The 14163-nt window shown below is 69.6% G+C and carries 16 protein-coding genes; 14 read left to right on the forward strand and 2 right to left on the reverse strand.

Annotated elements, in window-relative coordinates; all coding sequences use genetic code 11:
• Position 1 precedes the first annotated feature (1 nt).
• Positions 2–1153 carry a DNA glycosylase AlkZ-like family protein gene (locus FL583_RS22070; protein WP_170323802.1) on the forward strand — a complete coding sequence of 384 codons (1152 nt, stop codon included), beginning with the start codon at positions 2–4 and terminating at the stop codon, positions 1151–1153.
• A 70-nt stretch (positions 1154–1223) separates the two neighbouring features.
• Positions 1224–1703: an NUDIX hydrolase gene (locus tag FL583_RS22075; protein WP_142706625.1), complete on the forward strand. Its 480-nt coding sequence runs from the start codon at positions 1224–1226 to the stop codon at positions 1701–1703.
• 48 nt (positions 1704–1751) lie between these two features.
• Here FL583_RS22075 and FL583_RS22080 read toward each other — a convergent pair whose 3' ends face one another.
• Together FL583_RS22080 and FL583_RS22085 are read right to left on the reverse strand one after the other, a co-directional pair.
• On the reverse strand, positions 1752–2606 hold the full coding sequence (locus FL583_RS22080; RefSeq protein ID WP_170323803.1) for an SUKH-3 domain-containing protein: 855 nt from the start codon (positions 2604–2606) through the stop codon (positions 1752–1754).
• A gap of 325 nt (positions 2607–2931) precedes the next feature.
• Positions 2932–3150, reverse strand: coding sequence for a hypothetical protein (locus FL583_RS22085; protein WP_142706627.1), 219 nt, complete (start codon positions 3148–3150; stop codon positions 2932–2934).
• 840 nt (positions 3151–3990) lie between these two features.
• Between FL583_RS22085 and FL583_RS22090 the strand changes: the two genes are divergently transcribed.
• The 12 genes from FL583_RS22090 (at position 3991) to FL583_RS22140 (ending at position 14122) form a co-directional block, all read left to right on the forward strand.
• A complete protein-coding gene (locus FL583_RS22090) occupies positions 3991–4356 on the forward strand; it encodes a hypothetical protein (protein ID WP_142706628.1) in 366 nt (121 codons plus the stop codon).
• 428 nt (positions 4357–4784) lie between these two features.
• Positions 4785–5102 carry a hypothetical protein gene (locus tag FL583_RS22095; protein WP_142706629.1) on the forward strand — a complete coding sequence of 106 codons (318 nt, stop codon included), beginning with the start codon at positions 4785–4787 and terminating at the stop codon, positions 5100–5102.
• A gap of 45 nt (positions 5103–5147) precedes the next feature.
• Positions 5148–5816, forward strand: a complete 669-nt coding sequence (locus FL583_RS22100; protein ID WP_142706630.1) for an SAF domain-containing protein — start codon at positions 5148–5150, stop codon at positions 5814–5816.
• On the forward strand, positions 5816–6721 hold the full coding sequence (locus FL583_RS22105) for a MinD/ParA family ATP-binding protein (RefSeq protein WP_142706631.1): 906 nt from the start codon (positions 5816–5818) through the stop codon (positions 6719–6721). The genes FL583_RS22100 and FL583_RS22105 overlap by 1 nt, the downstream gene beginning before the upstream one ends.
• The gene (locus FL583_RS22110) at positions 6718–8115 is read left to right on the forward strand and encodes a TadA family conjugal transfer-associated ATPase (protein ID WP_142706632.1); all 1398 of its coding nucleotides are present in this window, start codon (positions 6718–6720) and stop codon (positions 8113–8115) included. The genes FL583_RS22105 and FL583_RS22110 overlap by 4 nt, the downstream gene beginning before the upstream one ends.
• Positions 8112–8975, forward strand: coding sequence for a type II secretion system F family protein (locus tag FL583_RS22115; RefSeq protein ID WP_142706633.1), 864 nt, complete (start codon positions 8112–8114; stop codon positions 8973–8975). Before FL583_RS22110 ends, FL583_RS22115 begins: the two co-directional genes overlap by 4 nt.
• A complete protein-coding gene (locus tag FL583_RS22120; protein ID WP_142706634.1) occupies positions 8972–9865 on the forward strand; it encodes a type II secretion system F family protein in 894 nt (297 codons plus the stop codon). Before FL583_RS22115 ends, FL583_RS22120 begins: the two co-directional genes overlap by 4 nt.
• A 58-nt stretch (positions 9866–9923) precedes the next feature.
• On the forward strand, positions 9924–10070 hold the full coding sequence (locus FL583_RS40250; protein ID WP_170323804.1) for a hypothetical protein: 147 nt from the start codon (positions 9924–9926) through the stop codon (positions 10068–10070).
• Between the two features lie 6 nt (positions 10071–10076).
• On the forward strand, positions 10077–10490 hold the full coding sequence (locus FL583_RS22125; protein WP_142706635.1) for a TadE/TadG family type IV pilus assembly protein: 414 nt from the start codon (positions 10077–10079) through the stop codon (positions 10488–10490).
• Positions 10487–10915 (forward strand): TadE/TadG family type IV pilus assembly protein, encoded by a 429-nt coding sequence (locus FL583_RS22130; RefSeq protein WP_142706636.1) that lies wholly within the window; start codon positions 10487–10489, stop codon positions 10913–10915. The genes FL583_RS22125 and FL583_RS22130 overlap by 4 nt, the downstream gene beginning before the upstream one ends.
• On the forward strand, positions 10912–11340 hold the full coding sequence (locus tag FL583_RS22135) for a pilus assembly protein TadG-related protein (protein WP_142706637.1): 429 nt from the start codon (positions 10912–10914) through the stop codon (positions 11338–11340). The genes FL583_RS22130 and FL583_RS22135 overlap by 4 nt, the downstream gene beginning before the upstream one ends.
• 70 nt (positions 11341–11410) lie before the next feature.
• Positions 11411–14122 carry a BTAD domain-containing putative transcriptional regulator gene (locus FL583_RS22140; protein ID WP_170323805.1) on the forward strand — a complete coding sequence of 904 codons (2712 nt, stop codon included), beginning with the start codon at positions 11411–11413 and terminating at the stop codon, positions 14120–14122.
• Positions 14123–14163 lie beyond the last annotated feature (41 nt).

A 14163-nucleotide genomic window follows, 5' to 3' on the forward strand; every position in this document is an offset into this window, starting at 1 on the left:
CGTGCCTGCAGAAACCGCCGCGCTGACGGTGAACGCTGCTCGCGAGCGCGGGTACCTCGCAGGCCGGCAAGGCCTGCATCCCGCCGCCGCGCCGGCCACGCTGGCCGAGCTCGCGAGCGCGCATGCCGGGCTCCACGCCGCCCGACTGCCCACCCCCTATGTCACGCTGCGCAGCCGTCTTCCGGATTTCGACCCGAAGGAACTCCGCAACGCATTGAGCCCAGGCGGCGGCCTCGTGAAGATCAGGACCGTTCGCCGCACTCTGCACATCTATCCCGTCGCCGAGGCCGCGGCCGCTCACACCGCGACCCTGCGCCTCCGTCTGGCCGCGACCGCAGCGACGGTCCGGCGGCTCGGACGGCAACCGCAGGTGCTCGCCCGGATCGCTCCGGCAGTCCGGGCCGCGCTCGCGGACGGTCCACTCGGACATCGCCAGCTCGAACAGCGCGTCCTCGAGCAGCCACTACCAATCCGTGCCCGCCGCGACCAGCACCTCCAGCTAGCACGGCTGGCGATCAAGTGGCTCTGGGAATCCGGCGAGCTGGCCTACCGCAATACCGCCGACTCGCTGCACCGCGAACGCCGCGAATTCGCCTTGACTTCCCTCGCGCACCCTGACCTCCGGCTCGACGACGTTGATGAGGCCGGCGCCGTGGCGCTGCTACTGCGGCGATACCTCTCCGCGTTCGGGCCTGCCAGCATCGTCGACTTCCGATGGTGGTCCGGACTCACGCAAACCGCCATCACCCGGGCTGTTGAGCTCCTACGACCTGACCTCGTTAACGTCCGCGTCGATGGCATTCCTGACTCGTTGCTGCTGTTGGCAGAGGATGAACGGGGCCTGCGCACCGCCGAGCCGCTGCCGGCCGACCACGTTGCCCTGCTGGCTTACGAAGACCCGGCTCTGAAGGGCTACTTCGGCACCCGCAGCCGCTACGTCGACGACCGATACCGCACCGCCTTGTTCAACACCATCGGCGAAGCCAGAGCGAACATCACCGCCGCCGCCCGATGCGTAGGAGTTTGGCGATTCGATCGCCACTCGCGCACCACCTTCGTCGACACGTTCGCACCACTTCCCCCCGCTCAGCAGCGCGCACTCGTCGAGCAGGTCGACCGAATGACGGAATTTCTTCGTTCCGAACCCAGCTGAACAGCCGCTTCTCGCAACATCAGGCGCATCCTGCCCCCATCGCCACAGCAGGCACCGATAGTCTCCGGCGGTGCCCCACAGAACGATCGTGGACGTCCACGTCCTGCTCGTCCGAGACGGCGAGGTGCTGCTCTCCCAGCGCCGCGGTGGATACGCCGCCGGACAGTGGCATATGCCCTCCGGAAAGCTCGAGCCCGGCGAATCGATCGAGCACGCGGCGATCCGCGAGGCGCGCGAAGAAGTCGGCGTCGACCTCGACCCCGCCGCGCTTCGATGCGTCCACGCCTCGCACGTGCTACCGCCCGGCGAGGATCCTCGGGTGGGGTTCTTCTTCGAAGCGACTGCTTGGACCGGCGAGCCCGCGAACCGGGAGCCGGAGAAATGCTCCGCCATCGGCTGGTTCGATCTGGATCACCTCCCGGACGGCATGGTGCCGTACCCGGCCGCCGGCCTCATGGCCTACCGCGACGGTGTCCCGTTCGCGGTCGACGGATGGAGCGAATCGGACGATCGGCCTGCCGACGCGACCCGCTACAGCGTGCTCACCTGAGCGGAGCCAGCAATCTGAGGGCTGCGATCGATACCAGTACTGGCGCTTTCAGGTCAGTCTCTTAGGCGAGCGCCGCGACGATGATGGCCTCGGCTCGGCCTGCTTCAGCTCCACCTGCCGCTGATCCCATCGCTCAATCCACGCTGCGTTCCGCTCACGGACTACTGGCCACACGTCAGCCATCGGCAAGGAACGACCCGCGAGCCCTTCGTGCTCCTCGAGGAAAACGGCGTCGTCGGCGAGCACCCAGCAGGGACCGACATGGGTCGTTAGGCGCACGATCATCGGCAGCGCGTCGTCGAAGCTCGCGGCCAGGTACTCAGCGCCGCCGAATTCGAGATAGACCTCGCTGACCAGCACGGTGCCGTCGGCGGCGACGAGGACCTCGTAGTTCGACTGGTGGTCCCGCGCAACCGGCGACGCGAGCTGGCCCAGGTTGTCTTGGACGTCCCAGTACATTTCGGTGTCCGCGTAGTCGAGCGGCGGAAAGAACTCGGCGGAGTACACGCGGTCAGGGATGTGCACAGGTTCGCCCCGGCCGCTGCGCCAGGTCGAGCCCGGAACCTTGAGGTTCACGATCAGGCCACCGAACTCGCGTAGGACGTCGCGGGCCGCGTCGACCAGTTCCCAATGGATGGGCTCATCGCCACCGAGACAGATCTCCTCGACCTCCAGGCGACGCAGATAAGCGTCGTAGGCGTCCAGCACCTCATCGGGGAGACGCCGACCCGGGAACCAGCCAGCACCTAGCAACGCCTCGGCGGTGAACGGGTCCCAGCGTTGAACGGCAGCATCGCGGTGGGCTACTGGGATGCCTCGTGCGATCACAGCAGGGTTGGGTATCAGCGTATTGGGGCCACGGGGCGCGCAGCCAAGTCCGGCCTCGCTAGCCTGCGAAATCACGTTCTCTTCGTCATCTGCTATGCAGCAAGTCTCCCTCGGCCAGCGTCCTCACACACCCGAATTTCTAGCACCGCCGGCTAGCGGATGCGGATCAGTCGTCGAACAGGCTAGGAGGTTCCGGGTGGGCACTGTCCCGTTCGGGGTCCTCGGGCGGTCGCCTCGAAGCAGCCGCAGTATGCGTGTCTTGTGTGGGCAGGAGGAGTGTGTCGTCGGCGAGTGATGCAAGGAACGCCATGGCGGCCAGCAGCCCTAGGTGTCTGCCTCAGCAGAGCGCGCTCGGAGGCGGCGGGGGGTGGTGGCACCCTGGTCGTCGGCCATGCCGGCATCATCCCGCGGCAGCTGCTCCGCTGTCGTCGACGAGCTGGAGGTCAGCCCACGGGAGTCCGGCCAGCTCAGCCAGCCGTTGAGCCTTCACCAAATCATCGCCGCGGTACACGACGAAGCCGCGGTCCTTGACTTGCACCATCTGCCGGCGTTGGGAAGAGGAGGTGTCCTGCTGGAAGAACACCTCGACCGTCCAACCGCCCGTACGCATCGTCACCATGCTGGCTCCCGGAAACTCAGTGCCCCAGAGTTGCTCACGGCGACGGCAGGTACGCGGAACTGCAGCACTGTAATTCGGCGACGCCTATCACTGTCGGAGCCCGGCTAGGGCGTCAAGATCGGCTTGGCCAGCCGCTGCAGGACGGCAAGATCTCGGTCTCAGCCGCCCGCCGGATTGAGGACTCCATGCCAGCGACAGCCGCTGGGTCTAGACCCACGACTGCGCCGCGTTGCGCCGTTCGTACACCCCCTCCGTCGGTCGCCGTCACCAGCGACCGCCGAGGGGGCGCCCGAAACGCCATGATCTTGTGCCCGGCGGACCAGACGCATCGCCTCATGCATAACGGGGCACATAATTGACACTCGGCACCAATAAGAAATTAAAGAAGTCGGAGAACTTTCCCAAACGACACGAGCCAATCCTTCAGATACCGCCCGGCGCGAATTTCATTCGCCGTCATTAGAACCATTTCTGTTCCGGGTGCGTGTACCTCACGCCGACGTCGTCACGCGACGTGCAACGGCGACAGCGGAATGTCGATCTCCCGCCGCATCGACTTGCCCGCTGTGATGGAGCGGCTGCGCCGGGCACCGCTCTCGGTCACTGAGGGGCGAGGAAGTGCGCAATCACAGCGATCCACCTGGCAGGCGGCCACACGCGAAAGAACCAGTCCAAGGGCGCCGACGACGGTCGGCTGCGCTGCTCGGTGCAATAGCGCTGATCAGCGCTGGAGGATGCACGACAGCTCACGGTCCGAAGCCCCAAGAATCGGCTACGCCGAGCGCTTCTGCGGACCCCGCTCCGGCCGCGCGCACCGCTGCGTTGCTCGCCTACGCAGGTATGTGGGACGCGTGGGCGCAAGCCGGCGAGACGTCCAACTACCAGTCGCCCGCCCTCGCGCGGTATGCGACCGGCTCGGCACTGACGACACTCGTCGACGCGCTGAAGACCAACAGTCAGAAGCAGCGCTACTTCCGAGGCCGCCCCACGCTGCACGCCGCGGTGACCGAACTGAGCTTGCAGTCCGATCCGGCAACTGCGTCGATCCGCGACTGTGCCGAGAGCGGAAACTGGCGAACCGTCGACGCCAACGGCAGGACCGTCAGTGAGAACGCGGGACGCCGCAAGATCCTCGCGACGGTCGCCGTAACCGCCGGTGTCTGGAAGGTCTCGACGTTCAACGTGCAGCCCGGTGGCTCATGCTGACACCTCGATACCTCGCGGCCGGCACGATTCTGACCTCGATCTGCGTCGTGCAATGGCTCAGCGCCACACCGGCGCGCGCCGACGACCCCGATCCGTTCGGCACCGTCGGCTGTCAAACGCCGAGCAATACCGCCGAGTGCGAAGTCAGGGCACGAGATCCCGGCTCGAGCGAAGGCAGCGCGCCGCCGATCCGGCGCACCGAGCGTCCGCCGCCCGATGCCGGCGCACGAGGAGAAGCCGACGGCGCACCGCAGCCGGCGACGCCCGAGCAAGCCGGCGCGTTGGCGGTGTCGAGGCTGAGCCTTCCGGCCCCGCCGGTGGCGTCGAACCCCTCGCCGCAAGCGACACAGCTGGTCGGAGTGCCCACGTGGCTGTGGGTTCCCGCCGGCTGGTGGATTCCGCGCTCGGCCACCGCCGCAGTCCCCGGCTTGACCGTCACCGCGACCGCCGTCCCCGAACGGATCGTGTGGGATCCCGGCGACGGCGGCCGGGTGGTGTGCCGGGGCCCGGGCACACCGTGGCGACCCGGCACCGATCCCTCGAAGCCTTCGCCGGACTGCGGCTACACCTTCGCCTCGCCGTCGACCGCCGAGCCGGACGGCGTCTTCCGCCTGGTCGCCTCAGTGCAGTGGCGGGTCACCTGGGCCGGCGGTGGCCAGTCCGGCGTCGTACCGGCCCTCGGGACGTCGACCACCACGACGCTGCGGGTCGGGGAATCGCAAGCCCTCGTCACCCCGACGCGCTGAACAGCAACTACCAGCAGCAAGGCGAAGTAGAGAGTGGAGCTCTCCATGGGAACGACAGCGCTGGGGCATCCGGAGCCGCGCGCTACTCAGCGACCACAAATAGGCGCCGGCCGGGCCGCACGGCGACGACCGACGTGGGTGATCGGCGGCGCGATCCTCGTGCTCGTGTCGGCGCTCGGATCCGCGTTCTGGTGGTCTCAGACATCCGACCGGGTGGCCGCGCTGGCCATCGCGACCGACGTCCCTCTTGGCCAGATCGTCACCGTCAGAGACCTGCAGACAGTTCAAATCGCCGCCGATTCGAGCGTTCGCTACGTCCCCGCGAGCGAGAGAGACACGGTTGTCGGGCAGACCGCGGCGGTGCCGCTCACCGCAGGATCACTGCTGAGCCCCTCGATGCTGGGGTCGCCGGAGACGCCGAACGCGGGCCAGGCAGTGGTGGCGGTGTCGGTCGACGCCGGGCACTACCCGCCGTCGTTGACACCTGGGACGACGGTGACCGCGGTGGCGATCACGAGCAGCTCACCGTCGGCGCCTACAGCGGGCCCCGCGAGTTCAGGTCCGCGCTGGCCCGGCCTCGTAGTGGCAGTTGCTCCGTCCGCGGACGGACGCGGCGGAGCCGTCGTGACGCTCCGGATGGCCGCCGTCGATGCGACCGATGTGGCCGCTGCCGGGCCTATTGCGCTGGTCGAACGTCACCCGGGAGAAAGCTGATGCCGTTGATCGTCTGGGCGTCAGCGAAGGGTTCGCCCGGCGTCACGACGGCGGTCGTCGCGGTCGCCGATGCGTGGCCCAGTCCGGATCGGCTGCAGCCGGGCGACAGTACGCCGCTGGTGGTTGAGGCCGACCCGCACGGCGGAGACCTCGCCGCCCGCTATCGCCTGCCCGAAGAGCCAGGCCTGGCGGGGCTCGCGGCCGCCGTGCGCTCGCCGCGGGACCCTGACCAGACGGTGTCCGTGGCTCGGTCATTTGCCCGCGCGCTGGGCTGTGCCCAAGCGGTCACTGCTCCAGCAGGGGCAGGTCAGACGCGCGCCGCGTTGAGCATCCTCGCGGCCGCCGGTGGGCCACTGGCGGTAGCGGGTCTGTCCGCAGTGCCACTGCTCGTGGACGTGGGGCGGCTGTCCCGTCCCACGCCGGTCGCTCCGCTGTTGGTCGCCGCGGACCTCATCGTCCTCGTGAGCAGGACCGGCCTGGCCGATCTCGCCCACGCCCAGGAGCTGGCGGGTGGTCTGGCCGGGCTCAATCCGCACCGGCAGATCGTGCTCCGGGGGGCGAGTTCCTACTCATCGCTCGAGATCTCCGCGCAGCTCGACGTCCCTGTTCTTGGTCGTCTTCCCGATGATCGGCGGGTAGCCGCCTCTATTCGGCCGCGGGCGGGCAGTCGATGGGCACGGGCGATCGCGACCGTCGCCCGACAGCTGGCGGAGCACGTAGATGATGCGCAGTCCACGGCCACGCCGACCCGGTCCGTCCGGCCGGCTCCGGTCGAACCTCGTTGGCCAACTCATGAGCACCACCGGCGAGGAGCGCAGCCTCACCTCGGCGTCGTCGGCCAGCCTTCGCCGTCCGACGAGGTAGAGGAAGCGACGCGGGGCGCAGCGTCTGAGGGGTCGTCATGAACGCGAGCCAGCCGACCAACCCTCGGCGTTCGACGTGGGTGCAGGGTAAGACCACTCCGACCACGGCCAAACTTCCGCCCGCACTGCCTTCGGACGAGATCAACGCTCTCCGGGAGCGGGTCGCCGAACAGCTGACCCGGCGGGCACGCGCATCCGAAGCCGCCGGAGAGCCGCCGTGGACGCCGGAGCGGCGGCGGCAGGAAGCGCAATCGCTTCTCGCCGGGGTGCTCCAAGACGAGGCCACTGCCGCGATCACCGCCGGTCGCGCGCCGAGGGACCCGCATGCTGATCGGACCCTGACCGCCCGCGTGCTGGACGCGCTGTTCGGGATGGGCGGCCTACAGCCGCTGCTAGACGATCCGACGATCGAAAACATCAACGTCAACGGCTGCGACGTCGTCCACGTGCGCTACGCCGATGGCCGCCGTGCCCGCGTCGCGCCGGTCGCAGCCAGCGACGGGGAGTTGGTCGAGATGGTCCGGGCGGTCGCGGCCCGGGCCGGCGTCGAGGAACGTCGCTTCGACCGCGGGGCGCCCCAGCTGTCGGTGCAGCTGCCGGACGGATCCCGGCTCTTCGCGATCATGGCAGTCACCGCCCGCCCGTCCGTATCGATCCGCCGCCACCGGCATCCCACCGCGACGCTGCGAGACCTGCTCCGGCTGGGCACGATCGATCCCGGCTTGGAAGCGTTCCTGACCGCGGCAGTGAGGGCCCGACGCAACATCGTCGTCTCCGGTGGCATGGCCGCCGGCAAGACCACCGTGCTGCGGGCGTTGGCGAGCGCCATCGCCCCGTCCGAGCGGCTAGTAACAGTCGAGGACGCCATCGAACTCGGCTTGGACGCAGACCCCCGCGCCCATCCGGACGTCGTGGCTCTACAGGCTCGCGAGGCCAACATCGAGGGCGAAGGCCAGATCACCACCGCCGACCTGGTGCGATCCGCGCTGCGGATGTCCGCTGACCGAGTCATCGTCGGCGAGGTCCGCGGCTCGGAAGTGATTTCGATGTGCCTGGCGATGTCGCAGGGCAACGACGGGTCGATGGCCACCGTCCACGCATCCTCGAGCGCGCAGGTCTTCCTCAAACTCGCCGCGTACGCGGTGCAAGCGGCCGAGCGGCTGCCGTTGGACGCGACCGGTCTGCTCGTCGCCTCCGCGGTACACCTCGTCGTGCACCTAGAGAGCACGCCGGACGGACGCCGGGTCGTCGCCAGTATTCGGGAGGTCGTCGGCGCCGACGGCGCTCAAGTGATTTCCAACGAGCTGTTCCGGCCGGGAGGCGACAAGCGCGGGCGGCCGCACGTGCCGCCGAGCGAAGACCTGCTGACCGCGTTGACCGCCGCGGGCTTCGACCCGCAGTGGCTGCACAGCCCGGAGCGGTGGTGGCCACGATGAGCTCGTCGCCCGCGCTGGCCGGGCTTCTCGGCGCCGTTGCCGGTCTCGGGTTGGTGCTCATCGCCGTGGGCCTGACGCCCACGGCCCCGCCAGAACGCCCGATCCGTTTCCCAAGGTGGCGACGGGGATCGGACTTCGCCCGGCGCATTGCTCTGGTCCTCACCGCATCGCTGCTCGCGGTTCTGCTCACGCGCTGGCCGATCGCCGGCCTGTTGGTGGGTGCTGCGGTCTGGTTCACCCCGGCTGTTCTCGGGCCAGATCGGGCCACCGCGGCCGCCGTTGCCCGAGCGGAGGCGATAGCGACCTGGGCCGAGATGCTTCGGGACACACTGCACGCCGCGGCCGGGCTGGAACAGGCGTTGCTGGCCACCGCGCCCGCGGTCCCGCTGCCTATCCGCCCACCGGTGCAGGCGCTGGCCGCGCGGATCCGTAATGGGCAGCGGCTGCCCGAGGCACTCCGCGCGGCCGCCGACGACATGAATGATTCGGCCGCCGACCTCGTCCTCGCCGCGCTTTTGCTCGCGGCCGAGCACCAGGCTCGGCAGCTCGGCCCGCTGCTCTCCGATCTGGCCGACGCCGCCCGGCAACAGGCGACCGTCGGGCTGCGGCAAGCGGCGGAGCGCGCGCGCACGCGGACGTCCGTGCGAGTCATCACCGCGACCACTCTGGCCATGGCCGTTGGGCTGGTCGTCCTCAACCGCGAATACCTGCAGCCCTACGACACCGTCCTCGGGCAGGTCATTCTCGCCGCGGTCGGCTCCCTGTTCGCCGCCGGGTTCTGGTGGCTCACCCGGCTCGCGCGCCCGCAGAATCCCACCCGGCACCTCGGCTTCCGCCAGACGGCAGGTGAGTCCGGGTGATCGTGGCACTGCTACTCGGCGGCAGTATGGCCGCCGGCCTGCTGCTGATCGCAGCCGGCCTCCGGCCGCCGAGGCCGTCGCTCGCCGAGGAACTCGCCGCGTTGCACTCTCCCGCATCGCCGGAGTTCGACAATCCGACGAGCGGTGGCTGGGCGGCGCGGCTGGGTGCTCCGGTCACGCCGCTCCTAGCCGCGCTCGGCCTACCGCGCCGTTCCGTCCGGGCGGACCTCGCTGTCCTAGGACGCCCGCGCCAGCTGCATCTGGCCGAGCAGGCCGTCACCGCGCTGGCCGGTTTGTTCCTCCCTCCGCTGGTCACCGGACTGTTTGCTGTGGCGGGCCTGGGCTGGAACTGGATGCTTCCGCTCTGGACCGCTCTCGCCCTATCGATCGGGGGTTTCCTTCTTCCGGACCTGGCGATCCACGCCGAAGCCGACCGCCGCCGAGCGGAGTTCCGGCACGCGCTCTCGTCCTACCTGGACCTGGTCGTCATCTCGCTGGCCGGCGGCGCCGGTGTCCAAGCCGCTCTGCACACCAGCGCGCAGATCGGCACCGGCTGGGCAGCCGGTCGGATCCGCGACGCGCTGCAGGAAGCGGCCCTCACCCCGCAGCTCACTCCCTGGCAATCCCTCGGCCGGCTCGGCGCCGAACTCGGTATCTCCGACCTGACCGAACTGGCCGCCACTGTCTCCCTCGCCGGCACCGAAGGCGCCAAGATCCGCACCTCGCTGCGCGCTCGCGCGACCGCGCTCCGCGGGCATCTGCTCGCCGACCTGGATGCCGCCGGAGCGTCAGCGACCGAACGCATGAGCATCGGCGTCGTCGCACTATTCGCCGCGTTCCTGCTCTTCCTCGCCTACCCCGCCGTCAGTCACGTCCTCACCGGTCTCTGATCCCCCGAAGGAATGATCGATCGTGCTACAGCTGTCGGCCGCATGGCTGTCTGAACGTATGCGGCAACGCCTTCCCCGCGGCGACGCCGGGTACAGCACCGAGGTGGTGCTGGTCACCGCTCTGCTGGTGGCGCTCGTGATCGTGGTGGTGGGCATCATCGCCGCCAAGGTGCTGGCCAAGGCCAACTCCATCGACCTCGGGTAGACGCGCATGTCCACCCCCTGGCTGAGCACGGTGCGGCGCTGCCGGTCGGACCGCGGCGCAGTGTCGGCCGAGCTGGCGCTCGCGACGCCGCTCCTGCTCCTGCTGCTGATGCTCGTCGTCCAAGCCGCTCTGGGCTGGCACGCTGTCCACGTCGCGGACGCGACCGTCACCCGCGCCGCCGACGCTGCCCGTCTGGCCGGCGCCACCGACGCTGACGGCCAGGCGGCTGCCGAGGAGGTCCTCCGGCAACTCGGCCCCGGGCTACTGACCGACGCCACGGTGAGCGTCACCCACACCGGCGGAGAGGTCACCGTCAAACTGACCGCCCACTCCCCCACCGTCGTGCCTGGCTTGACCTGGACCGTCCGCCGGCACGCGACCGCACCGATCGAACGCCCGACCGTCGCGAGCCCGTCATGAGGCGCCGACTACGGTCCGAAGACTCGGATGCCGGCTCGATCAGCGTCGAGCTCACCCTCTTAACGCCGTTACTCGTTCTCCTGGTGTTGTTCGTCGTCGCCGCCGGCCGTCTGGCCGATGCCCAAGCCCGCGTCGATCAAGCCACCTACAGCGCCGCCCGCGCCGCCTCGCTGAGTCGCGACCCGGCGATCGCGGCCCGCGCCGCCCGGTCCACGGCGACCGGCGCCCTCGACCGGCCGGCCGCGTGCGCCTCTCTCAACGTCGATGTCGACGCCACCGCCTTCGTTCCGGGCGGGACCGTCACTGTGCAGGTCACCTGTGTGGTGAGCCTGGCTGACCTCACCGGTCTCGGACTCCCTGGCAACCGGACGCTGTCCAGCACGTCGACCTCGCCTCTCGACCGCTTCCGCGCGGTGACCCGATGAACCGCCGCCGCGTCCCTCGACCCCTCGACGGCGATGCCGGGCAGGCCACCGCTTTCGTCGTCGTTCTGCTCACCGGCTTACTGCTTCTCGCCGGGCTCGTGCTCGACGGTGGCAACGCCCTCTCCGCCCGCACCCGCGCTCTCGACGTTGCGCAGTCCGCTGCTCGCGCCGGGGCCCAACAGCTCGACCTATCGCTCTACCGCACCACCAGCCAGGTCCGCATCGACCCCGAGCAGGCGATCCGCGCCGCGCAGGCCTTCCTCGCCGCAGCCCGCGTCTCCGGCGAGGTCACCGCCACCACCGTCTCCGTCACGGTCATCACCCACACGGCCACCCGGACGCAACTGCTCCAGCTCGTCGGCGTCCGGACCCTGCACGCATCGGCCACTGCCACGGCCGCACCCACCCCCGGGAGTCAGCCATGACCATCCTGACCTCACCACTGCAGCGGACGGCAACTCGATGCGTGCCGTAGGCGGAAACCTGGTCCGGGCTGTGGGCGCCCTGCTGACGCTGATCGGCTCGGTCGTCGCAGTGCCCTGGTTTCTAATCGCCGCCATCGGGTGGCCACTTCCTCGCCAGATTCCCTCGCCGGGCGACATCAGCGACTGGCTGACCTCGCCCATGGACGACCAGGCGATCTTCCGCATCATCGCCTGCGTCATCTGGGCCCTCTGGCTCATCTGGGTCAGCTCGCTCATCGTCGCCGGCTACGACCTCGCCCGGAACGCCGGATCGGCCCGGCCCGCTCCGACTGGCATCCAGGCACTCGCCGCGGCACTGCTGACCGCCGTTACTCTGAACGTCCTGGGGGCAGCCTCCTACGCCCAGCCGCCACCGACGCCTCAGGTCGTGGCCACCACGATGCAGCTACCAGGCCTGGCTGAGCCCGTGGCCCATACCGAACAGCCCTTATCGAGTGAACGGTCCCTCGACGAGCCGGAAGCCTTGGCCGTCCTCCTCGAACGCGACGTCGACCCCTCCGCCGGCCGTCGCGGGGAAGGCACGTCGATCCGGCGTCTGACCGTCCAGAAGTACGACAACCTTTGGGACCTCGCCGACACCTACCTCGGATCCGGGGACCGGTGGAAGGAGATCTACGTCGCCAACCATGGCCTCGTCCAGGCTGATGGACAGGCACTTACCGACCCACGCATCCTGCAGCCCGGCTGGGTCCTCATCCTCCCTGCCGAGCCCCCGACCAGCGAGGCGCCACCTCCCTCCGCGAATCCGCCGGCCTCACCAGCACCGGATCACGAATCGCCCAGGCCCGAGCCGTCGGCATCGTCGCCGGCGAGCCGTCGCCCGACGCTTCCACCTCCGGCCGCGGGACACGCCCCCACCAGGCCCGTGCCGGCCGAATCGACGGTGTCGCCCTCCGCTCAGGCAGGCTCCGGATCGCCCACCCACCGGCCCACGGCCGCGCCGGCCCACTCGGCCGGCGTTGAGCTCCCCGGTGGGTGGGTCACCGCAGCACTCGCAGCCGCGCTCACGCTGATCGGCGGACTGGTCTGGCGCCAACGACGACGGCGCTACCGCGTCGAACCACTCCCCGGCCCCGACCCCGCCGCCTCCGACCTGCGCCCCCTGCCTGCACAGATCGGCATCCTGCGTGCCGGCGTCCAGGCCATCGATGGAGAGCTGCTGCAGCCCCGCGATCCAGGTCCCACCGTTACCGAAGCCGCCCGAACCGTCGACGTGACACTACCGCCGCCTGGTCCGGACGGCGCGGGGCTGGCTGGCCTGCCCGAGCCCATCACCCCCAGCGGGCTCGGCCTCACCGGCGACGGCGCATCCGCCGCTATCCGCGCGCTCCTCGTCGCCACCCTCACCGCTGGCGGTCCCGACGACCCCGACGCGGCCGGCACCGTGCTCATCGCGGCCGGGACACTCGCAGAACTCCTCGGCGCCGCTGCCGTCGATCTGCCTAACCAGCCGCGGCTCCAGATCACTACCGACCTCCCCGCCGCGCTCACCGCCCTGGAGGATCTACTGATCGCACGGCGCCGGGAACTCGACGAACAGGGCATGGACGACCTCGGCGGCCCCGATGCCATCGACCCCTACCGGCCGCCGATGCCCCTCGTGCTCCTCATCGCCGAAGCACCAGCTCCCGCCCAGCACGCACGCGTCAGCGCCGCGCTCCAACTCGGTGCTCCCCTTCGCTTCGCCGGCGTGTTCCTCGGAGATTGGCCATCCGGCGACACTCTGGAGGTCTACGCAGACGGCGCCACCGGTCAAGGCCCAGCCGACCCGGACAACATTCAACGAGACCGGCTATCGGTCCTCGACGTCGCGACCACACTGACGTTCTTGGACGTCGTCCGAGAAGCACACACCGGCGCGGCAGCGTCCGCGTCCGCGTCCGAAACCGTGATCCCCGCAGCTGCCCTGATACCGGCATCGGAGGACCTACCGCCGGCGGAACCCGACGAAGGCGTTCGTACGCCATCCACGCCGACTCGGCCCTTCATTCGCACACTTGGCGGACGACCCGCCATCTTGGGAGCCGACCGCGAACCCGTTATAGGCGTTCGCGCCGCGTCCCTCGAGCTGCTGGGCCTCCTGGTCGCCCACCGCAAGGGACTCGATTTGCCCGACATCATGGAGATCTTCTATCCCGACGCCACCGTGCGCCGAGCCTCCGAACGGCTCTCCACCAACGTCTCCCAACTGCGCCAACGCATTCGCACCGCGGCCGGACAACCCGACAACCGCAAACTCAACCCCGTTCTCAACACCGGTAGCCACTACCAACTCGACCCCGCCATCGTGAGCGTCGACTGGTGGGACATGCAGGACGCCATGGCCGAAGCCCGAGCCGCCGAAGGACCCGCGCGGCAGGAGGCCCTCGAACGGGCAATCGCCACCTGGACCGGCCCCCTCCTCGACGGCTGCGATTACCACTGGGCCGAAACTCACCGGGAGTACTCCCGGCGCCAGGCCATCACCGCCCACACCGAACTCGCCGCGCTGCCCGCCGCAGCCGACCCGGACCGCGCTGCCGCCCTGCTCGAGGCGGCCGGCAACATCGACCCGCTCAACGAGGAAGTCGCTCGCCTCGCCATCAGCGCCCACGCACAACGAGGCAACCTCAAAGCCGCTCGCGAGCGCTTTCGGCAACTGAGCGCTGCGCTCCAAGACATCGACGCAGAACCGGACGCGGCGACCATCGGCCTGATTGATGAGTTCGATCACCTCCCCTGAGATGCCGGGACTTTGCCGCCGGCAGCCGTCGCCTCGCGACC

The organism is Cryptosporangium phraense, assembly GCF_006912135.1.
Lineage (GTDB): Bacteria > Actinomycetota > Actinomycetes > Mycobacteriales > Cryptosporangiaceae > Cryptosporangium > Cryptosporangium phraense.